Below are 20,838 nucleotides of genomic sequence, written 5' to 3'. Positions count from 1 at the left end.
AAGAAGGTGCGGGCCCCGCCCTGGGGCCCGCGATGAGGGCCTCAGCCCTTGGCTGAACCGCGCTTGACCAGTTTCATCACCACCACGAAGAACACCGGCACGAAGATCACCGCCAGGGTCGCGGTGATCATGCCGCCGATCACGCCCGTGCCGATGGCTTGCTGGCTGGCGGAGCTGGCCCCCGTGGCAATCGCCAGGGGCACCACGCCGAGGATGAAGGCCAGGGAGGTCATGACGATCGGCCGCAGGCGCAGGCGTGCTGCCTGCACCGTGGCGTCGACCAGGTCGTGGCCTTCGTCATACAGGCTCTTGGCGAACTCGATGATCAGGATCGCGTTTTTTGCCGACAGGCCGATGATGGTGATCAAGCCGACCTTGAAGAACACGTCGTTGGGCATTCCGCGCAAGCTCACCGCCAGCACTGCGCCCAGCACTCCGAGCGGCACCACCAGCAGCACCGAGGTCGGAATCGACCAGCTCTCGTAAAGCGCCGCCAGGCACAGGAACACGATCAGCAGCGACAGACCCAGCAATAGGGGGGGCTGACTGCCGGAGAGGCGTTCCTGCAGCGACAGACCGGTCCACTCCAGGCCCAGGCCGGCCGGCAGTTGGGACACCAGGCGCTCGACTTCCAGCATGGCTTCACCCGTGCTATGACCCGGCGCCGGCTCGCCGGATATGGCGATGGCCGGGTAGCCGTTGTAGCGGGTCAGCTGCGCCGGCCCCAGGCTCCAGCTGGCGTTGACGAACGCCGACAGCGGCACCATCTTGCCGGCGCTGTTGCGTACGTTCATCCGTAGCAGATCCTCGACCTGACTGCGTTGATCGCCTTCGGCCTGAACCACCACTCGTTGCATGCGCCCCTGGTTGGGGAAATCGTTGATGTACGACGAGCCCATGGCGGTGGACAGCAGGTTGCCGATGTCCGCGAACGACACTCCCAGGGCGTTGGCTTGTTTGCGGTCGACGACCAGTTGTACCTGGGGCGCTTCGGCCAGGGCGCTTTCGCGGACATTGGCCAGGATCGGGCTTTTTTCTGCGGCGGCGAGTAGATCGCTCCTGGCCTGCATCAGGCCGTGATGGCCGACACCGCCACGATCCTGCAGACGGAACTCGAAACCACTGGAAGTCCCCAGGCCGTCGATTGGCGGCGGCAACACGGCGTACACCACGGCGTCCTTGATTGCACTGAGGGCGCCGTTGGCGCGGTCGGCAATGGCCATCGCCGAGTCGTCGCTGCCCCGTTGCGACCAGTCCTTCAGAGTGGTGAAGGCCAGGGCGGCGTTCTGTCCGCTGCCGGAGAAGCTGAAGCCGAGGATGATGGTGCTGTCGCCCACCCCCGGCTCGCCGGCGTTGTGCGCTTCGATCTGTTCCACCACCTTGATCGTACGGTTCTGGCTGGCCCCGGGCGGCAGCTGGACATCGGTGATGGTGTAGCCCTGGTCTTCCACCGGCAGGAACGACGAGGGCAGGCGGCTGAACAGCAGCGCCATGATCGCCAGCAGCGCGGCGTAGATCAGCAAGTAGCGACCAGTGCGCTTGAGGGCATAGCTCACGCCACCCTCGTAGCGGTTGCTCAGGCTTTCGAAACGTCGGTTGAACCAGCCGAAGAAACCGCTGCGTTCATGGTGTTCGCCCTTGGCAATGGGCTTGAGCAGGGTGGCGCACAGGGCCGGGGTCAGGGTCAGGGCGAGGAACGCCGAGAACAGGATCGAGGTGGCCATCGACAGCGAGAACTGCTGGTAGATCACCCCCACCGAGCCGGGCATGAAGGCCATGGGAATGAACACCGCCACCAGCACCAGGGTGATGCCGATAATCGCCCCGGTGATCTGTTTCATGGCCTTGCGCGTGGCCTCCTTGGGCGACAGGCCCTCGTTGGCCATGATCCGCTCGACGTTCTCCACCACCACGATGGCGTCGTCCACCAGGATGCCGATGGCCAGGACCATGCCGAACATGGTCAGTACGTTGATGGAGAAACCCAGGGCCAGCATGGTGGCGAAGGTGCCCATCAGCGCCACCGGCACCACCAGCGTCGGGATCAGGGTGTAGCGGATGTTCTGCAGGAACAGGTACATCACCAAAAACACCAGGGCCATGGCTTCGAGCAAGGTGTAGATCACCTTGGTGATGGAAACCTTGACGAACGGTGAGGTGTCGTAAGGGATTTTGTATTCCACGCCGGCCGGGAAGTAGCGCGACAGCTCGTCCATCTTGGCGCGGATCAGGGTCGCGGTGCTCAGCGCGTTGGCCCCCGGAGACAGTTGCACGCCCACCGCAGTGGAGGGCTTGCCGTTCAGGCGGGTGCCGAACTGGTATTCCTGGCTGCCGATTTCCACTCGGGCCACGTCAGCCACGCGCACCGTTGATCCGTCCGGGTTGGCCCGTAGAACGATGTCGGCAAACTCTTCAGGAGTCGTCAACTGGCCCTTGACCAGGATGGTCGCGGTGATTTCCTGGGTGCTGGGGTTCGGCAGGTCGCCAATGCTGCCCGCCGACACCTGAGCGTTCTGCGCGGCGACGGCGGCATTGACGTCCGCCGGGGTCAGGTTGAAGCCAATGAGCTTCTGCGGGTCTAGCCAGATGCGCATGGCCCGCTCGGCGCCGTACAGCTGGGCCTTGCCGACCCCCTCCACGCGGCGGATCTCATTCATCACGTTGCGCGCCAGGTAATCGCTGAGGGCAACGTTGTCCAGGCGCCCGTCATTGGAGGTCAGGGTGATCAGCAACAGGAAGCCGGCGGACACCTTCTCCACCTGCAGGCCTTGCTGGGTAACGGCCTGGGGCAGGCGCGGCTCCACCGCCTTGAGGCGGTTCTGCACATCCACCTGGGCCAGTTCCGGGTTGGTGCCAGGCTGGAAGGTGGCGGTGATGGTGGCGCTGCCGAGGCTGCTCTGGGAGGAAAAGTACAGCAGGTGATCGGCGCCGTTGAGCTCCTGCTCGATCAGGCTGACCACCGACTCGTCCAGGGTTTGCGCCGAAGCACCGGGATAGACCGCGTAGATTTCGATCTGCGGCGGGGCCACGCTGGGGTACTGCGCCACCGGCAACTGGGGAATCGCCAGGGCGCCCCCCAAGAGGATGAAGAAGGCGACGACCCAGGCGAATACTGGGCGGTCAATAAAGAATTGCGGCATGTCGTACTACCTACTGGCCGGGGTTCTGGGCAAGCGGAAGGGGGCTGGCGTCGATGTCGACCCGCTCGCCCGGACGGGCGTGCTGCAGGCCTTCGACGATGATGCGGTCACCGGGCTTGAGCCCCTCGGTAACGATCCAGCGGTCTTGTTGCACGCCACCCAGTTGCACCGGGTGTTGCACCACACGGTTCTCGGCATCCAGCAGCAGTACCTGGGCAATACCGGCGCTGTCACGCTGGATGGCCCGCTGGGGCACGCTGATGCCTTGCCGGTTGACCGCCTGCTCCAGGCGCACGCGAACGAAGCTGCCGGGCAACAGGTCGAGGTTGGGGTTGGGGAACTCGCTGCGCAGGATGATCTGCCCGGTACTCGGGTCAACGCTGATATCGGCGAACAGCAACTTGCCCGGCAACGGGTAGAGGCTGCCGTCGTCTTGGATCAGCGTGGCCTTGGCCTGGTCTTTGCCGATCTTCTGTAACTGCCCGGCACGCAAGGCGCGACGCAGTTCGTTGAGCTCACGGGTGGACTGCGTCAGGTCGGCGTAGATCGGATCAAGCTGCTGGATCAGCGCCAGCGGCGTGCTTTCGTTCTGTCCCACCAGGGCGCCCTCGGTGACCAGGGCGCGGCCGACGCGTCCGGAAATCGGCGCGGTAACGGTGGCATAGCCGAGGTTGAGCTTGGCCCGCTGCACCGCCGCCCGGTTGGCGGCGACTTCCGCGTCGGCCTGGCGCTTGCTGGCCCGGGCGTTGTCGTATTCCTGAGCGCTGATGGCCTGGTCGGCGATCAGCTTGGCATAGCGCTGCGCTTGCAGGCGGGCCTGGAACGCGGTGGCCTCGGCTTTGCTCAGGCTGGCCTGGGCGCTGTCGAGATCGGCCTTGAATGGGGCCGGATCGATACGAAACAGCACGTCGCCTCGCTTGACGTCAGAGCCCTCGCGGAAAGTCCGTTGCAGCACCACTCCGTCCACTCGGGCACGCACTTCGGCGACCCGCGGTGCGGCGATACGTCCACTCAGCTCGCTGTTGATCGACAGCGCCTGACTTTGCAGCGTTTCGATCCGCACCTTGGCCGCAGGTGGCGTCTGTTGGTTTTCGGTTTTGCCACAGGCGCTCAGCGCCGCTGCCAGAACCATCAGGCAGAGCGGTGCAAAGAGTTTATTCGACATGCTGATACCCCAATAATGACCCCTGCATGCTAAGTGCACGCCTGAAGGCTCGCTGTGAAGCTCTGTAGGTGCTGTGTGAAAAAGTGTGAAGCGGGCGCGCCGGGCACGGCCGCGTTGTATATCCTTGGCGCCTTGCTGATTCTGCTCGGTGCCTTGTTCAAGAACGCCGATACTCTGTACTTCTTCAATAAAGATCACTCGTCATGCCCAACATTCTGCTTGTCGAAGACGACACCGCGCTCTCCGAACTGATTGCCAGCTATCTGGAACGCAATGGTTATCACGTCAGTGTGATCAGTCGTGGTGATCAAGTGCGCGAACGGGCCAGAGTCAGTCCGCCGGATCTGGTGATTCTCGACCTGATGCTGCCAGGCCTGGACGGTCTGCAGGTCTGCCGGTTGTTGCGGGCCGATTCCGCTACGTTGCCGATCCTGATGCTGACCGCCCGCGATGATAGCCATGATCAGGTGTTGGGCCTGGAGATGGGCGCCGACGACTATGTGACAAAACCTTGCGAGCCGCGAGTGCTGCTGGCCCGGGTGCGTACCTTGTTGCGCCGCAGCAGCCTCAGCGAGCCGCAAACCGCCAGTGACCAGATTCTGATGGGCAACCTGTGCATCGACCTGTCGGAGCGCACGGTAACCTGGCGTGAACAGTTGGTTGAGCTGTCCAGCGGTGAGTACAACCTGCTGGTGGTGCTCGCCCGGCATGCTGGCGAGGTGCTCAGTCGCGACCAGATTCTACAGCGCCTGCGGGGCATCGAGTTCAACGGCACCGACCGCTCGGTGGACGTGGCGATCTCCAAGCTGCGGCGCAAATTCGACGATCACGCCGGCGAAGCACGCAAGATCAAGACCGTGTGGGGCAAGGGCTACTTGTTCAGTCGTTCCGAGTGGGAATGCTGAACCCATGCTGCGCATCCTGCTCCGGCTGTACCTGATCACCATTGTCGCGTTCAGCGCAGCCATCTACTTGATTCCCGACTTGGTGATCAAGGTCTTTCATGAGCGCTTCGTCGACTACAACCTGGAGCATTCGCGGGGCTTGCAAGGCTTGATCGTCAAGCAGTTCCATGCCGCGCCAATGGCGCAGTGGCCGGCGTTGGCCACAGAACTGGACGAGGCGTTTCGCCCACTGCAAGTGGCCCTGGCACGCATCGACGACCCGAACTTCAACGATGATGAGCGCGACCGCCTGCAGCGTGGCGAGACGGTCGTGCGCGTTGGCGATTGGGGCTGGCGCACACTGGCGGTGTCGCCGCTGGATGACCAGGTGGCGGTGAAACTGGTGGTGCCTCCGGACCCGCTGGACGTCAACTTGCTGTACTGGAGCATCAACGTCCTGATCGTTGCCGTGCTACTGGCGTGCCTGCTGCTTTGGGTGCGCCCCCACTGGCGCGACCTGGAACGCCTTAAACGCACCGCCGAGCGCTTTGGTAAAGGCCTCCTGAGCGAGCGGACGCAGTTGCCCGACAGTTCCAATATCGGCAGCCTAGCGCACGTGTTCGACACCATGGCCGGCGACATCGAAGCACTCCTCAACCAGCAGTGCGATCTGCTCAATGCGGTGTCCCACGAGTTGCGCACGCCATTGACCCGGCTGGACTTCGGGCTGGCCCTGGTGCTTTCAGACGACCTGCCTGCCGCCAGCCGCGAGCGCCTGCAAGGGCTGGTGGCGCACATTCGCGAACTGGACGAGCTGGTGTTGGAACTGCTGTCCTACAGTCGCCTGCAGAATCCGGGGTGTTTGCCGGAGCAGATCGAAGTCTCGCTGGACGAGTTCATCGACAGCATCCTGGGCAGCGTCGACGATGAACTGGAATCGGAGCTTGTCATCGACGTGTTGCTGCACGGCACCCTGGAGCGTTTCACCCTGGACCCGCGGCTGACTGCCCGGGCCCTGCAGAATCTGCTGCGTAATGCCACGCGTTATTGCGAGAAGCGCATTCAGGTGGGGGTGTTGGTGAACGATGACGGCTGTGATATCTGGGTCGACGACGATGGCATTGGCATTCCCGATGATGAGCGCGAGCGGGTGTTCGAGCCGTTCTATCGCCTGGATCGCAGCCGCGATCGTGCCACCGGAGGCTTTGGCCTGGGCCTGGCCATCAGTCGTCGGGCGCTGGAAGCCCAGGGCGGCACATTGACGGTGGAAGCCTCACCGCTGGGGGGGGCGCGTTTTCGCCTGAGCCTGCCGGCGCCGGCCACCCGCTGAATGCCGCCGTCACCCCATGTCGTAGAGGCCAGTCGGCGAAAGGGCCGCCCGGCGTTCGTGCCCCTGTAGCCGCCGCAGGCTGCGAACGCCGCGACTGCGGCGCTGCTCTTCAGTCACCCGAGCCCTTCAAAAAAATGCGCCAGCCCGGAGCCAGTCCTGTTTTTGGCCAATGCGCAGCCTTACGGCCCGTCACCGTCGCTTGCTATAGTTCGGCCCTCATTTTCTGCCCAGTAAAGGATCACGGCCATGTCCGAATACCAAGCCTTTCGCGTCGAACTCGCCGACAACATCGCCCATGTGCAGATCAACCGCCCAGAAAAAATCAACGCCATGAACGCCGCGTTCTGGAGCGAGATCGTCGAGATCTTCCGCTGGATCGACGACACCGACGCGGTGCGGGTGGTGGTGCTCAGTGGCGCCGGCAAGCATTTTTCCTCGGGCATCGACCTGATGCTGCTGGCGGGGGTGGCCAACGAACTGGGCAAGGACGTGGGCCGCAACGCGCGCCTGCTGCGGCGCAAGATTCTTCAGTTGCAATCCTCCTTCAATGCCGTGGACCACTGCCGCAAGCCGGTGCTGGCGGCGATCCAGGGCTATTGCCTGGGCGGCGCCATCGACCTGATCAGCGCTTGTGACATGCGTTACGCTACCGATGACGCGCAGTTCTCGATCAAGGAAATCGACATCGGCATGGCGGCGGATGTCGGCACACTGCAACGTTTGCCGCGTATCATTGGCGACGGCATGCTGCGCGAGCTGGCCTACACTGGGCGCACCTTCGGTGCCGAGGAAGCGCGTCGCATCGGCCTGGTCAATCACACCTACAGCGATGCCGCAAGCCTGCTGGACGGGGTCATGGAGATTGCCCGGGAGATTGCCGCCAAGTCGCCGATCGCCGTCAGCGGCACCAAGGAAATGCTCAGCTACATGCGTGACCACCGCATTGACGACGGCCTGGAATATGTCGCCACCTGGAACGCCGCGATGCTGCAATCCACCGACTTGCGTGTGGCCATTGCCGCCCACATGAGCAAACAGAAGCCCGAATTTCTGGATTGATTGACGATGATTGAACGCTGGACCACCGCAGTACTCGATACCGAACTTCCCGGCGGCTGGGCCGTGGCCCGTGGCCCGGACGGCTTTCTCCATGACGACAACGGCGCGCTGTTCCCGCGGCACTGGCTCAAGGGCCAGGACCTGCCGCTGCTGGCCGAGCATGGCATCGGCCACCTCGATGGCGAGCCGGTGTACCTGCTGGAGCTCCGCGGTCACGCCGAAGTGCCGGGCTGCGGCTGGAAAAGCCTGCGGGCCTTCATGCTGGAGGGCGATCACACCCTGTACAAGGTCCTGAGCTATGCCGCACAGATCGGCACCTGGGCTCGCGAGCATCGTTTCTGCGGCAGTTGCGGACGGCCCAAGGTGCAAGTGCCCGGGGAGCGGGCGATGTATTGCCAGCCCTGCGATCTGCGGGCCTATCCGCGTATTTCACCGAGCATGATCGTGCTGATCACCCGCGGCGATGAGATTCTTCTGGCTCGCTCGCCGCGCTTCGTCCCCGGGGTCTACAGCACCCTGGCCGGTTTTGCTGAGCCCGGTGAGTCGGCGGAGGATTGCCTGATCCGCGAGGTGCGCGAAGAGGTGAGCATCGCGGTCAAGAACATCCAGTACGTGGGCAGCCAGTGCTGGCCGTTCCCGCATTCGATGATGTTGGGTTTCCACGCCGAATATGCTGGCGGCGAAATCATCGCCCAGGAAGACGAGATCGAGGACGCCCAGTGGTTCAACGTCCATGCGCTGCCGCCGTTGCCGGCCTCGCGCTCGATTGCCCGCTACCTGATCGACCTCTACGTGGCGCGCCGTCTAGGCCACGCTGAACCAGTGCTGCCAGGCTAGGCGCACGGTCAACCCCAGAACCACGGTGATGAACACCGGGCGAATGAACTTGGCACCACCGCTGATGGCGGTGCGTGCCCCGAAGAAGGCCCCGACCATCACCGACAGGCCCATGCTCAGGCCGATGATCCAATCCACCTGCCCGGAAAACACGAACACCGACAGCGCGGCGACGTTGCTGACGAAGTTCATGCTGCGGGCCACACCGCTGGCCTTGACCAGGTCAATGGGGTAGAGCAGCAGGCTGCTGACAGTCCAGAACGCACCGGTGCCGGGGCCGGCCACGCCGTCGTAGAAGCCCAGGCTGAAGCCCTGGCTTGATTGCCACTTTTTCTTGATCGGTGCGTCGCTGTCCAGCGGCGCCTTGGGTGTGCCGCCGAACAACAGGTACAGGCCACAGGCGAAGACAATCACCGGGAGCATCTTGTTCAGCCATTCCGCCGGCAGGTAATGAGCGACGATCGCCCCGGTCAACGCGCCCACCAGGGTGCCGACGATGGCGTGGGTCCATTGCCGGGGATGGAACAGTTTGCGCCGGTAGAAGGTGAAGCTGGCGATGGCCGAGCCGAAGGTCGAGCTGAGCTTGTTGGTGCCCAGCACCAGGTGCGGTGGCAGCCCGGCGGTGAGCAGGGCCGGGGTGGTCAACAGGCCACCACCGCCGGCAATGGCGTCGATGAAACCGGCGATGAATGCCACGAAGGCAAGAATGGCGAGGGTGGTCAGGTCTACGCTGAGTTCGAAAGGCATGAGGTCGGCTTATTTCGGCAAAGGCGCAAAGGGGGGCTGCGCGAAAGGCCGTCATAGTACCTGCAACCCGGTCTGCAGCGCGACCGTGACCATTGTCCCGTGATGGGCTGGCCCCGGGTTTGCCGGCAAGAACTGTGCGTCGAAGCCGCTCACTCGCCCCAGGGGGCAGTCCCAGGTTTCGACACGCCGAGCCGAGGGCGTGGGTGCTTGGCAACAGTTGCCCAAGCAACACCTCATCAGCAAATAGACTGACGGCACCGGTGCTCGCAGGCCCTGTGCAGGTGGCGCGACAGACGCTGAAAGCGCGGCTGCCACGCTTGTAAAGGACTGCGGAGCGGTCGGGCGCAGGTTTATCCTGGCCTGGCCGGCCGCTGATGCGTTTGCTGCTCGGGTCCTTGCACTTTGCCTGCCCCGAGGGCCGGGTCATGCATCGGCAAGCCGACAAATTCGCCTGCTGGGTGCCCAATGGGCGGTCAAGCCACCGGGCCCAATCGAGCTTCGAAGACCTGGTGCAGTACAACGACGGTTTCAAGGCCAACCTGAACGCCCCCCAGCAGATCGCCCAGCGCATTATCGAGTTGAAGGCGGCGAGGGGCGGGTACTGGCGGGCTTTCTGTCGGTTCAGGAAGGGCTGGACTGTTGCGGCAAGCGCGTATGGCCACAGGTGCGCGAGCTGTAAGCCCTGGTCCGGCTCAAGGACCAGGACGCCGTCTGATGGGGGCAACGCCGGCGCTGGCGTGATGGCCGGCACGAATCACGACGGCTGTTGCACGGTTCCAGGCGGCGCTATGACGTGAGCCGGGACACGCCGGCGGGTTACAGCCCCAGCTCGGAAAGCCCCGGATGCTCATCCGGGCGCCGGCCCAGGGGCCAGTGGAATTTGCGCTCGGTTGCCTCGATCGGCATGTCGTTGACGCAGGCAAAACGCCGGGCCATCAGCCCTTGTTCGTCGAACTCCCAGTTCTCGTTGCCGTAGGAGCGGAACCAGTTGCCAGAGTCGTCATGCCATTCATAGGCGTAGCGCACGGCGATGCGGTTGTCGGTAAAGGCCCAGAGTTCCTTGATCAGGCGGTAATCCAGTTCCTTGGCCCATTTGCGGGCGAGGAAGGCCTTGGCCTCTTCGCGGTTGTGGGCAAACTCGGCGCGGTTGCGCCACTGGGTGTCCAGGGTATACGCCAGGGATACCCGTTCCGGGTCCCGGGAGTTCCAGCCATCTTCGGCCAGACGGATCTTTTCAATCGCCAACTCGCGAGTGAAAGGTGGAAGGGGCGGGCGTACTTGAGCGTTAGACGACATGACTTGTCTCCAATAAAAGTTGCTGTTCAAACAAAGCAGTTGCTCTTGTTTAAAACAATCAGAGGTCCAATAACTTTCGCGCCATGCATTGCGCATTATCAGCAGCACTGTGATCGCCCATGACAAGGGCAACGGTAATGGCGCCATCGATCAGGATCAGCAGTTGCGCTGCCAGTTCCTTTGGATGTTGCACGCCATGTTCCTGGCAAAGCTCGGTCACGTAATCGAGCAGTTTCTGTTTATGTTGTTTGGCCACCTGGCGCACCGGGTCCTGGGGATCGCCGGTCTCGCCGCTGGTGTTGATAAAGGCGCAGCCGCGGAAACCTTCGGACCCGAACCAATCCCTGAGTACGCTGAACAGCGCTAGCAGCCGCTGTGCAGAGCCTTCGGCCTTGCCCACTTCAGTCCTGTACCAGTGCATCCAGCGCTGATCGCGGCGTTCCAGGGCCGCTACCACCAGTTCGTCCTTGTTGCTGAAATAGCGATAGACGCTCTTTCTCGAGACCCCGGCGGTCTTCACCAACAGATCCATGCCCGTGGCGGCAATGCCGCTCTTGTAGATCAGCTTCTCGGTGACGTCGAGGATGATGTCGCGTGTTTCAGAGGGAGTGATTTCGTTCATGGCGCAAAGAGTAGAACGATCGTTCTCCTTGGTCAATCCTGTAATTCAAACTTTTATATTCAGCGATCTTTCTCACAGGTGCTGGCTTGCCGGCCAAGGTAATTTCCAGGGCAGTGCAAGACTCAAGATGCTTTGCGCCAGCAAGCCGGTTACTTCAGAACGGGCTGACAGGGGACTCAGCCTGTTCCATGGTGTAAGCTCTTGCGCTCTTTGGATTGGAGCCACCGCGAGCCCTATGCCGTCGCTTTTCAAACGTTCCTCACTGCCCAAACTGCGCAGCTTTGCTCAGGTTGCCGAAGCCTTCACGACGCTGACAGGCGCCGCACAATTTCGCCGCACGCTGCTGGAGCAGATCGCCCAAGCCACCCGGCGCATCTATATCGTCGCCCTGTACCTGCAACAGGACGAAGCCGGCCAGGAAATTCTCGATGCGCTGCACGCCGCCAAGGCCGCGCGCCCGGAACTGGAGGTGGTGGTCGTGGTGGACTGGCTGCGGGCCCAGCGCGGCCTGATCGGTGCCGGCAAGCAACCGGGCAACTCGGCCTGGTACCAGGAAATGACTCGCACCCATGCCACCGAGGTACCGATCTATGGCGTGCCGGTGCAGACCCGCGAGCTGTTCGGGGTGCTGCACCTCAAGGGTTTCGTGATCGATGATTACGTGCTCTACAGCGGCGCCAGCCTGAACAACGTGTACCTGCACAAGTTCGACAAATACCGTTTCGACCGTTACCACCTGCTGCACAACAAAGCCCTGGCCGACTCCATGCACCATCTGGTGCGCCACGGTCTGGTGGCGTCGAGGGCGGTGCATCGCCTGGACCTGCCCAACCTGCCGACCACCCGCAGCCTGCGCAATGATATTGGCGACCTGCGCAGCCGACTCAAGCACGCCACCTATGACACCACCGCAGGCAGCCTGGACAAGCGCGGGTTGTCGGTCAGCCCGTTGCTCGGGGTAGGCAAGGGCAATCCGCTGAATCGGGTGATCTGTGAGCTGATCGCCGGGGCCCAACGGCAACTGACCATCTGCACCCCGTATTTCAACCTGCCGCTGCCGGTGACCCGGGAAATCAACCGGGCCCTGGAGCGCGGGGTGAAGATCGACATTATCGTCGGCGACAAGACCGCCAACGACTTCTACATTCCGCCTAACGAGCCGTTCAAGGTCATCGCCGCGCTGCCGTACCTGTACGAGATCAGCCTGCGGCGTTTCGCCAAGCGCCACCAGAAGGTGATCGACAGCGGCTTGCTCAACCTGCACCTGTGGCGCGATGGCGACAACACCTATCACCTCAAGGGCATGTGGGTCGATGAGCGTTACACCTTGCTCACCGGCAACAACCTCAACCCACGGGCCTTCCGTCTGGACCTGGAAAATGCCCTGTTGCTGGATGACCCCCAAGGCGAGTTGCTGGAGGCGCGCCGCGTCGAGCAGGAGCAGATCTACCGTCACACCCGACGCATCGAGCACTTCCAGTACCTGGAAAGCCTGGTGGATTACCCCGTGCCGGTGGGCAAGTTCCTGCGTCGGGTCAGCCGTGTGCGGATCGAACGCCTGCTCTACCGCATGCTGTAACCTGCCGCTACCGCGGCCTGCAAGACTGCGCCAAGGTCCGCAGGACCTTCAGCGAGCCCAAGCGCGGCATCTGCTACGTCGGTATGCCGCCCAAACCATTCGCAGCCTGCGGCAGCGGCTACAAGAACAGCGTGACATCTGTAGCCGCTGCCGAGCCTGCGAAGCTGCGCCAAGGTCCGCAGGACCTTCAGTGAGCCCAAGCGCGGCATCTGCTACGTCGGCATGTCGCCCAAGTCGTTCGCAGCCTGCGGCAGCGGTTACCGGGATCAGGTCCGCGGGTTTGGCCAGATCGCGATCAGCACCAGCAGCACCGCCGCCAGCAGGTAGGGCAGGCGCGGTTCGATGGCGTAGATCAGGCTTGCCACCAGCGGGCCGATGACCACGCCCAAGCCTTGGGCGGCACCGATGCTGCCGGCACTCGCCCCTTGTTCCGAGGCTTGCACGGCATTTGCCGCCAGGGCCGAGAATGATGGGAACACACCGCCCATGCCGGCCGCCGAGACAAAGAACGCCAGCCACAGGCCCCAGGCGCTGTCCACCAGCATGCTGCCGGCGTATCCCAGCGCGGAGAGCAGGGCGCCGTAGCGGATCATCTGCAGCGGCGGCCATTCCAGTTTGCGCACCACCAACTGTGCGCAGATCAATGCCACGCCAACCATGGCCAGGGCTACCCCGGCGACCTGCGCCGCATCGGCCGGGTTCAGGTGCAGGCGATCCATGGCGTAGAAGCTGACGGTGATCTGGGCGATCGATACGCAGAGCATGGCGACAAAGGCCACCGTCATCGGCCGCAGCAGTCGTGGGTCATTCAAGCGGACCCGGCTGGGGAGGTGCTTGAGGTGCAGTTCCTGGCGCGGTAGCTTGTAGCGCAGCACCAGGAACGCCAGCAAGGGCAACACCGCCATGGCGTAGAACGGCAGACTCAGGCTGTAGCGGGCCAGCAGCGCCGCCACCGCCGGGCCGAGCACCAGGCCGACGGCGTTAGCGGCGCCGAGGGTGGCCATGGCCTGCGCCCGATGCTGCGGTTCGACGTTGTCGGCGATCAGTGCGAGCCCTCCCACGGGCACAGCAGCATAAAAGGCACCGATCAGCCCGCGGCCCAGCATCAGGCCGAAGAACGCGATGGCGACGCTGGGCAACGTCTGCAGCGACAGGTCGATAAACAGGCACAGCGCCCAGTAGGCGAGGGTGAAGCCGGCGGTGCCCAGCAACAGCACCCGGCGTCGGCCGAAGCGGTCGCTGGCCTGGCCCCAGGGGCGCGACAGGAGCATCCAGATCACCCCGGACACGGTGACGGCGGCGCCGGCGTGCCAGGTCTCCAGGTGCAGGGCTCGGGAGATCGGGCCGATCAGCGAGACGAAAGCCATCATCGACATGGTGCAGGCGATGTAGGCGGCCATCAGTGGTAGCAGCGAGAAGGGTTTGGCAGTCAGCGCCGCGGCGGTCGCTGTGGAGCGAGGCATAGAAAATCTTCCATGAAAGCCGTTGGGCCGTGAACGTTATCGGGATAACGCGCTGACGCCCAGCCTTATCTGCAGCCGTGATGGCAACGCCAGGTGGGCGCCGGCTGGCCGGCGACGAGAGCAATAGGGTGTCGAGGCTTGTGGGGGGGCTGGCAATCGCTTGCACTGGCAAGCCCGCTCACACAAGCCAGCGGCCTGGGCTGATTCTGGCTTGGACCGGGTCAGTTCAGGCCCAGCTTGCCGCGCAGGGTCGAGAGGTCTTCGGCCAGGGTGTTGACCGGACCGATCAGGGCCTTGCGGTCGTTGTCCTGGACCTGGTCGTAGGTCATGAAACCGCCGTCAGGGGTTCTGTACTTGGCCAGGATCGTGTTCACGCTGGCGAAGTTCTTGTCCAGCTTGGCGGCAAAGGCCTGATCCTGTTTCTCGATCGGCCCACGCAGCAGGTCGACGATTTTCTTCGCCCCGTCGATGTTGCCCTGGAAGTCATAGAGGTCAGTGTGGCTGTAGCGGTCCTCTTCGCCGGAGATCTTGGTCGCGGCCACTTCTTCGAGCAGTGCCGCAGCGCCGCCCACGACTTTTTCCGGCGCGAAGGTCAGGCCGGCGACGCGGGTCTGCAGGTCCTTGACGTCCTTGTTCAGACGCTCGGCCAGCGCGCCCAGGCCAGCTGTGCTGTGTTGTGCGAACAGCGCGTATTCGAGGCGATGGAAACCGCTGAAGTCTTCGGCCTTGACGCCTTGCTCGTGGTCGTCGGCCCGCGAGTCGATGGACGCATCCAGGTCGCTGAAGAGTTCGGCGATGGGTTCGATCGACTCGTAGTAGACCCGGGTCGGCGCATAGAGCCGCTTGGCAGTGGCCAGGTCGCCTTTTTTCACCGCGTCGGTGAATTGCTGGGTATGGCTGGCCAGCTCGTCGAGCTGTGCGGTGACGTAGATCTTGTAGTCGGAGATCGGCCCCACCAGCTCCAGGGGCGCGCTGGCAGCGAAGGCCGACAGCGGCGCGTGGAGCAGGGCAAGGGTCAGTAACACAGCAAGCGGCGAGTTTTTCATGGGAGGTTTCCGTGGAGGTGTTGTGTTGGGGCGTCAGGCCGTGGTTTCCGCTCGGCTGGCATCGAGCAGCGAGCGGCCGATGAAATCCGCGGCGCCGGTGACCCCCGGCAAGGTGAAGAAGTAGCCGCCACCGGTGGGCTTGAGGTACTCCTCCAGGGGCTCGCCGTTGAGGCGGGTCTGTACCGCGATGAAGCCTTTTTCCAGGTCGGACTGGTAGCAGATGAACAGCAGGCCCATGTCCAACTGACCGTTCTTGTTGACGCCGTTGGAGTAGTTGAACGGCCGGCGCAGGATCAGGTTCTGTCGGGTCTGCGCGGTACGCGGATTGGCCAGGCGGATGTGGGCGTCGAGCTTGGTGAGCTTGCCGTGGGGATCTTTGCCGTAGTCGGGCACCTGGCTTTCCTTATGGCCGTCCATGGGTGCGCCCGTGGTCTTGACCCGGCCGATGATGCTTTGCTGCTCTTGCAGTGGGGTGCGGTCCCAGCGCTCGACGAAGTTGCGGATGATCCGCACCGCCTGGTAGCTGCCATGGGCCGCCCAGGCCGGTTCGTCGCTGCCGGGCTGGACCCAGACGATCTGCTGCATGGCCTGCTGGTCATTGGAATCGGGATTGGCCGAACCATCGCGAAAGCCCAGGAAGTTGCGCGCGCTCTGCGCAGGTTCCCCGGGTTTGGCCGGGGCCTGGGGCGGTACGCTGCCTTCCTGTTTCCAGCGCACCAGCAGCAGGTCGGGCAGGTTCTTCACGATGTCGCGCAGGGCGTGGATGTTGGTGTCGGCGCTGTTGGCGCAGAACTGCAGGCTAAGGTCGCCGTGGCAGCAGGCTGGCTCCAGGGCGTCGTTGGGGAATCCCACCATGCGCATCAAGCGCTTGGGCTTGGCCGCGGTCAAGCCGAAGCGCTCGTCGAACAGCGAGGCGCCCACCGAGACGGTGATGGTCAGGTTGTCCGGGGTCACCACCGGGCCGAGGATGCCGGAGTCCAGGGGCGGCAGCTTCGGGTCGATCGGGGTCACCGGGCCGCCACTCATGAGAAAGTCGATACGCTGGTTGAGTGTCCGGAACAGTCGCTCCAGCTCATCACGGTCGCTGGCCAGCACATCGAAGGACACCAGCATGCCCGCCGCCGGACGTGGGGTGACGATGCCGCTCTGGTGCCGACCGTGGAAGTCGTGGCGGTCCTGGGTCTTGTCGCTGCTCGGGGCTTCGGCGACCTGGGCGGGCGCGGCGGCCAGGGCCGGGCAACTTAGGCTGCTGCCAGCCAGCGCCACGCCGGCGGCGCCCATGCCCAGCAGTACGCGTCGGCGTTGGGCGCTGAAGAAGGGGTTGGCTTGATCTGAATCGTTCATGGAAGGCTCGTCGGGTTACAGGCCGGAAAGGCCGAGTGCGGGGTCGATGGCGTCGAGGGCGTCGGCCAGGGCCAGGGCCTTGTCGGCGATTTCTGTGCGTTGTTCGGCGCTGACCTTGTCGTAGCTCACGTAACCGAAGCCATCGCGCAGGCTGTCCAGGCGCGCGGCCAGGGCCTGGGCCGCGCTGTCCACCTGGGGCAGCAGCGGGGCGGCGGACTTGACCAGCAACGGGCGCAGCAGGTCGATGACCTTGCGCGTGGTTTCCAGGTTGGCGGCAAAACCGTTGAGATCGCTGTGGCTGTAGCGCTCCTCTTCACCGCTGCTGGCCCGCAGGTTGGCCAGGCTGCGCATGTTGCGCGCGATGATGCTCACCAATTGCTCCGGTGGCAGGGTCTGGGCCAGCAACTGTTGCTTGAGGCTGACCACGTCGCTGGACAGGCGCTGAGCTATGGGAGCGAGGCCCACCAGGTCATTTTTCTGGAACAGGCCGTACTCCAGGCGATGGAAACCGCTGAAGCCCGGGTCCTGTTCGCGCTGTTCGAAGTAGTCGGCGCGGGCATTGATGCCGTTGTCCAGTTCGGCCAGGCGCTGGGCGGCCGGGGCCAGGCGCTGATAGGCGGCGCGGGCCGGCAGGTACAGGGCCTGGGCCTGTTTCAGGTCGCCGGCCTCAATCGCTTGCTGCAAGCTGGCCACGGCCTTGATCAGGGCGCTGCCCTGGGTATTCAGGTAGACCCGGAACTCCGACAGCGGCCCGATAAAGGCCAGCAGTGAGGGACCGGCCTTGGCCTGGGCATCGGACTCGGCGCTGGCCGTCACATGCAGGGTGCCGCGCGGGTTGCTCAACAGTCCGCAGGTCATGGCGTAGTCGCCCGGTTGCAGGTCGGCGTGGACCACCTGGCTCAGGCCCGGAGCGATGTTCTCCCGTTCCTCGACCACCAGCACGCCGTCGAGGATTTCCCATTCCACGGCGCGCTCGGAGCGGTTGACGATGCGGAAGCTGGCGTGTCCGGCCGCAACGCTCAGGGCGTTGGGCTGGCAACTCTTGGGGTAGAGGGTCACGGTGATTTCGCCTGGGTGCGCCTGACGCTTGTCGGCGGCCAGTTGCGCGGCGTAATAGAACAGCCCGCCGGCGGCGATCATCACGATCACCGAGCCGGCCACCGCCCAGCGCAAGGCGCGGGACGGCGAGGCCTGGGAAGAGGCTTGCGGGGTCATGGGGGAGCCTATTGACTGGAAACGGAAGAGGTCGGGGCGGGCGCCTTGGCCGCGCTGCCGGCGGGCAGGAAGAACACCACCAGGGTCACCGCCAGGTACAGCCCATAGGCGCCGAGGGTGCTGAGGGTGGGCGCGTCCTGGTAGCCGAACATGCCGGCCAGCACCGAGCCCAGCGGGCCGTCCACGGGCAGGCTGGCGCTGAAGTCGAAGAGCACGGTCTGCCAGTGGTTCCAGATTCCGGCTTCGTGCAGGGCCTGCACCGAATTGGCGAGGATGCCGGCGGCCACCAGCAGGATGAACAGCCCGGTCCAGCGCAAGAACGCCCCGAGGTTCAGGCGCAGGCTGCCACGGTAGATCAGGACACCGATGATGATCGCCGCGACCAGGCCCAGCAGGGCACCGATGGGCGCGCCGGGGCCCTGGCTCTGCTGGAACACCGCGAGCAGGAAGAACACGGTTTCCAGGCCTTCCCGGGCGACGGCGAAGAACACCATGGCGATCAGCGCCGTGACCTGGTGTCGGGAGCCGGCCAGGGCCTGGTCCAGGGACTCATGCAGGGCGTGCTTGATGGAGCGCGCCACCTTGCGCATCCAGAACACCATGGAACTGAGGATGCCCACGGCCACCAGGCCGACAACCCCCTCGAACAGCTCCTGCTGTTTCTGCGGAAACTCGGCGCTCATCAGTTCCAGGCCGCCGCCCACCAGCAACGCCAGGGCGGCGGCGAGAAACACGCCGATCCACACGGCGGGCATCCACTGGCCACGGCCGGTCTGTTTCAGGTAACTGGCGATGATGCCAACGATAAGCGCGGCTTCAATCCCTTCGCGCAGCATGATCAGAAATGGAACGAGCATTCAGCACCGGCGGGGCAACAGATAGGGAGTCAATTTGTAACATAATGATACTCATTGCTAAATGAAAGTTACTAACAACGGCTGAACGTAAGCTGAACGGGATTCGTTTACCGTTGCGAACGGTTTTTGCCGTCCTGAGCGACCCCGGTGGAGCCGGCTTGCCGGCAAGGGGATTCGAGCGGCATGTGGCGAAAGGGGCCCGAACGGCCTGCAGGCAACCAGCGGGCAACTGGCGCGTCGACCCGGCTCAGACGCGGTTCTGTTCGGTCAGCCGTTGCACCGCCAGGCGGCGGTAATGGGAAGGGGGCATGCCCTTGAGCGGTTGGACGCCCGACTCAAGGCACAGGTCGGTCGCCGGTTCGTCGCCGGCAAGCCGATTCCTGCGGGGAGGGGGCGGGGCTCAGGGGGCCGGGCGGTTCTTCGCCTCGATCCACTGCGCCATGTATTGGGTGCTCTTGTGATGGTGGTGGCGCAGCATGGCGCCGGTGAAGTTATCGCGGCGCAGTTGTTCCAGGTGCTGGCGGCAGTGGTGGAGGCGCTGGATCAGCGCCGGGCCATGCACCTGCTGGCGGTAGCGGGCTTCCAGCAGGCGGGTGCCGTCGGCCTGGGCCTGGTTCCACAACGCCTGATCCTGATACAGGCGCACCGCGGCCGCCGCCAGGGCGCTGGCGGATTCAGCCACCGCGCCCGGCCACGGCAGGCCGTCCTGGGACATGGATTCACTGCCCACTGGGGTGGTCACGCTTGGCGTGCCGCAAAGCATCGCATCCAGCAGCTTGCCCTTGATCCCGGCGCCGAACCGCAACGGCGCCAGGCAGATCCGCGCCGCGCTCATCACCTGCAGTGCGTCTTCGGCCCAGTTCATGATGTGAAAGCCTTGGGCCGGGTTGTGCAGGGCCACCGCCTTGGGCGGGGTGTAGGCACCATAAAGATGCAGTTGCGCACCGGGCAGTTGCTGGCGGATCAGCGGCCACACGCGGTTCTTCATCCACAACACGGCGTCCCAGTTCGGTGCGTGACGGAAGTTGCCGATGCTGAGCAAGTGCGCCCTTTGCTCGAAGGGCGGGAATTCGCCCGGCAACCGGTCCAGCATCAGTGGGCACCAGTGCAGCAAGGCCGGGGGCAGGCAGAACTGCCGCACCAGCAGGTCGATCTCCACTTCGGAGATCATCAGGCTCAGGTCGCAGCGGTAGATGGCGGCGATCTCGCGCTTGGCCAGGTCGGTGTCGGCCATGTGGCGGAATTCTTCTACCGGCGCCCGGCGGAACAGGGCGCTGAAGTCATCCTCGTCGGCGCCGGTCTTCAGGTGATCCTTGAGTCGCTGGTGGCGGGCGTGGCGCAGGCATTGCAAGTCCGAGGTTTCCAGGACCCGCAAGGCGTTCGGGCAGTGCTGCTCCACGCGCCAACCGAACTGCTCCTCCATCATGAACTGGTCGAACAGCACGATATCCGGCGCCAGCTCGGCGACGAAGCGGTCAAAGCTGCTGTTGTTGAGTTCGATGGGGCATTCGCGGATGCCCAGGGCCGCCAGGTCCTCCTTGTGCTCGCCCTCGTTGGCCGGGCTGCTGAAGGTCAGTTCCCAGCCCTGGTCGAGAAAGCTCTGGAGGATCTGCATCATGTGCCCGCCGGCAGCGGAGGAGCGAGGCTCGGGCCAGACGTAACCAATGATCAGGACTTTGGTTGCGGCGGTAGGGCTCATGAGCGGTGATTCCTGGCAGGCAAGGGCAAAAAGGCCGCCATTAAACCACAGCGTGGAGCCGCCTGATCAGCCCGGCAGCGGGTTCAGCCGAGGATGCCGCGGACCTTGTCCCGCAGTTGGTCGATGGAAAACGGCTTGCCGATCACCGACATGCCGTCGGGCACTTCAATGGACTCGGTGTAGCCGCTGGCGAACAGCACCGGCAACTGCGGGCGCAACTCCCGTGCCCGCTCCGCCAGTTCGCGGCCGTTCATGCCCGGCAGGCCGACATCGGTCATCAGCAGGTCGATGCGTTGCTGCATGTCTTGCAGCAGGCTCAATGCCGCTTCGCCGCCGTCGGCCTCCAGGACACGGAATTCGAGCTCTTGGAGGACATCGACAATCAGCATGCGCACGATGGCGTCGTCTTCGACGACGAGGATGGTGGAGGGGCTGGCGGGCATATGGACACTCTCAAGAAATGAATTCGGTGGGGCGGCATGACAAGGGGCCCTGTTCTTCAGTAAGCCTGCGCCTGTCACAAGTTCCCGAAGCTGTACAAAAAAACGCAGTTGT

The 20,838-nt window shown here is 64.1% G+C and carries 17 protein-coding genes and 2 pseudogenes; 6 read left to right on the top strand and 13 right to left on the bottom strand.

Going from position 1 to position 20,838, the window contains the following annotated elements:
• Window positions 1-41: 41 nt before the first annotated feature.
• Both PLD_RS05745 and PLD_RS05740 read right to left on the bottom strand, forming a co-directional pair.
• Window positions 42-3,140, bottom strand: a complete 3,099-nt coding sequence (locus tag PLD_RS05745) for an efflux RND transporter permease subunit (RefSeq protein ID WP_159890680.1) — start codon at window positions 3,138-3,140, stop codon at window positions 42-44.
• A 10-nt stretch (window positions 3,141-3,150) separates the two neighbouring features.
• Window positions 3,151-4,305: an efflux RND transporter periplasmic adaptor subunit gene (locus tag PLD_RS05740; protein ID WP_159890678.1), complete on the bottom strand. Its 1,155-nt coding sequence runs from the start codon at window positions 4,303-4,305 to the stop codon at window positions 3,151-3,153.
• 203 nt (window positions 4,306-4,508) lie between these two features.
• Between PLD_RS05740 and PLD_RS05735 the strand changes: the two genes are divergently transcribed.
• The 4 genes from PLD_RS05735 (at window position 4,509) to nudC (ending at window position 8,415) form a co-directional block, all read left to right on the top strand.
• Window positions 4,509-5,210 (top strand): response regulator transcription factor, encoded by a 702-nt coding sequence (locus PLD_RS05735; RefSeq protein ID WP_159890676.1) that lies wholly within the window; start codon window positions 4,509-4,511, stop codon window positions 5,208-5,210.
• A gap of 4 nt (window positions 5,211-5,214) precedes the next feature.
• A complete protein-coding gene (locus tag PLD_RS05730; protein ID WP_159890674.1) occupies window positions 5,215-6,519 on the top strand; it encodes an ATP-binding protein in 1,305 nt (434 codons plus the stop codon).
• A gap of 246 nt (window positions 6,520-6,765) precedes the next feature.
• Window positions 6,766-7,578 (top strand): crotonase/enoyl-CoA hydratase family protein, encoded by an 813-nt coding sequence (locus PLD_RS05725; protein WP_159890672.1) that lies wholly within the window; start codon window positions 6,766-6,768, stop codon window positions 7,576-7,578.
• 6 nt (window positions 7,579-7,584) lie between these two features.
• On the top strand, window positions 7,585-8,415 hold the full coding sequence (nudC, locus tag PLD_RS05720; protein ID WP_159890670.1) for an NAD(+) diphosphatase: 831 nt from the start codon (window positions 7,585-7,587) through the stop codon (window positions 8,413-8,415).
• On the opposite strand, the gene PLD_RS05715 is transcribed toward nudC, so the two are convergent.
• Complete coding sequence (locus PLD_RS05715) at window positions 8,383-9,162, bottom strand: TSUP family transporter (protein ID WP_159890668.1); 780 nt, start codon at window positions 9,160-9,162, stop codon at window positions 8,383-8,385. The two genes, nudC and PLD_RS05715, sit on opposite strands and share 33 nt — an antisense overlap.
• Window positions 9,163-9,647: 485 nt before the next feature.
• Between PLD_RS05715 and PLD_RS30600 the strand changes: the two are divergent.
• Window positions 9,648-9,841: pseudogene (locus PLD_RS30600) on the top strand (dimethyl sulfone monooxygenase SfnG); the annotation flags it as partial.
• A gap of 137 nt (window positions 9,842-9,978) precedes the next feature.
• On the opposite strand, the gene PLD_RS05710 reads toward PLD_RS30600, so the two are convergent.
• Window positions 9,979-10,458, bottom strand: a complete 480-nt coding sequence (locus tag PLD_RS05710; RefSeq protein WP_159890666.1) for a nuclear transport factor 2 family protein — start codon at window positions 10,456-10,458, stop codon at window positions 9,979-9,981.
• A 58-nt stretch (window positions 10,459-10,516) separates the two neighbouring features.
• Window positions 10,517-11,080: a TetR/AcrR family transcriptional regulator gene (locus PLD_RS05705; RefSeq protein WP_102865197.1), complete on the bottom strand. Its 564-nt coding sequence runs from the start codon at window positions 11,078-11,080 to the stop codon at window positions 10,517-10,519.
• Window positions 11,081-11,315: 235 nt separating this feature from the next.
• Here PLD_RS05705 and pssA point away from each other — a divergent pair, with 235 nt between their 5' ends.
• Window positions 11,316-12,659: a CDP-diacylglycerol--serine O-phosphatidyltransferase gene (pssA, locus tag PLD_RS05700; protein WP_159890664.1), complete on the top strand. Its 1,344-nt coding sequence runs from the start codon at window positions 11,316-11,318 to the stop codon at window positions 12,657-12,659.
• A gap of 266 nt (window positions 12,660-12,925) precedes the next feature.
• On the opposite strand, the gene PLD_RS05695 is transcribed toward pssA, so the two are convergent.
• The 8 genes and pseudogenes from PLD_RS05695 to PLD_RS05665 form a co-directional block, all read right to left on the bottom strand.
• Window positions 12,926-14,122 (bottom strand): MFS transporter, encoded by a 1,197-nt coding sequence (locus PLD_RS05695; protein WP_159890662.1) that lies wholly within the window; start codon window positions 14,120-14,122, stop codon window positions 12,926-12,928.
• Between the two features lie 221 nt (window positions 14,123-14,343).
• Window positions 14,344-15,168, bottom strand: coding sequence for an iron uptake system protein EfeO (efeO, locus tag PLD_RS05690; RefSeq protein ID WP_159890660.1), 825 nt, complete (start codon window positions 15,166-15,168; stop codon window positions 14,344-14,346).
• A 33-nt stretch (window positions 15,169-15,201) separates the two neighbouring features.
• Complete coding sequence (gene efeB / locus PLD_RS05685; RefSeq protein ID WP_159890658.1) at window positions 15,202-16,512, bottom strand: iron uptake transporter deferrochelatase/peroxidase subunit; 1,311 nt, start codon at window positions 16,510-16,512, stop codon at window positions 15,202-15,204.
• Between the two features lie 15 nt (window positions 16,513-16,527).
• A complete protein-coding gene (gene efeO, locus PLD_RS05680) occupies window positions 16,528-17,727 on the bottom strand; it encodes an iron uptake system protein EfeO (protein ID WP_159890656.1) in 1,200 nt (399 codons plus the stop codon).
• 8 nt (window positions 17,728-17,735) lie between these two features.
• On the bottom strand, window positions 17,736-18,584 hold the full coding sequence (gene efeU / locus PLD_RS05675) for an iron uptake transporter permease EfeU (protein ID WP_159890654.1): 849 nt from the start codon (window positions 18,582-18,584) through the stop codon (window positions 17,736-17,738).
• 247 nt (window positions 18,585-18,831) lie between these two features.
• A pseudogene (locus PLD_RS31030) lies at window positions 18,832-18,951 on the bottom strand (AraC family transcriptional regulator); the annotation flags it as partial.
• A 33-nt stretch (window positions 18,952-18,984) separates the two neighbouring features.
• Complete coding sequence (locus tag PLD_RS05670) at window positions 18,985-20,283, bottom strand: glycosyltransferase (protein WP_159890653.1); 1,299 nt, start codon at window positions 20,281-20,283, stop codon at window positions 18,985-18,987.
• 83 nt (window positions 20,284-20,366) lie between these two features.
• Window positions 20,367-20,726, bottom strand: coding sequence for a response regulator (locus tag PLD_RS05665; protein ID WP_159890651.1), 360 nt, complete (start codon window positions 20,724-20,726; stop codon window positions 20,367-20,369).
• Window positions 20,727-20,838: the final 112 nt, after the last annotated feature.

Origin of the sequence: Pseudomonas sp. LD120, from assembly GCF_009861525.1 — a bacterium.
GTDB lineage: Bacteria > Pseudomonadota > Gammaproteobacteria > Pseudomonadales > Pseudomonadaceae > Aquipseudomonas.
The sequence above is the reverse complement of the archived record's forward strand: the minus strand, read 5'-3'. Positions and strand labels throughout refer to the sequence as shown.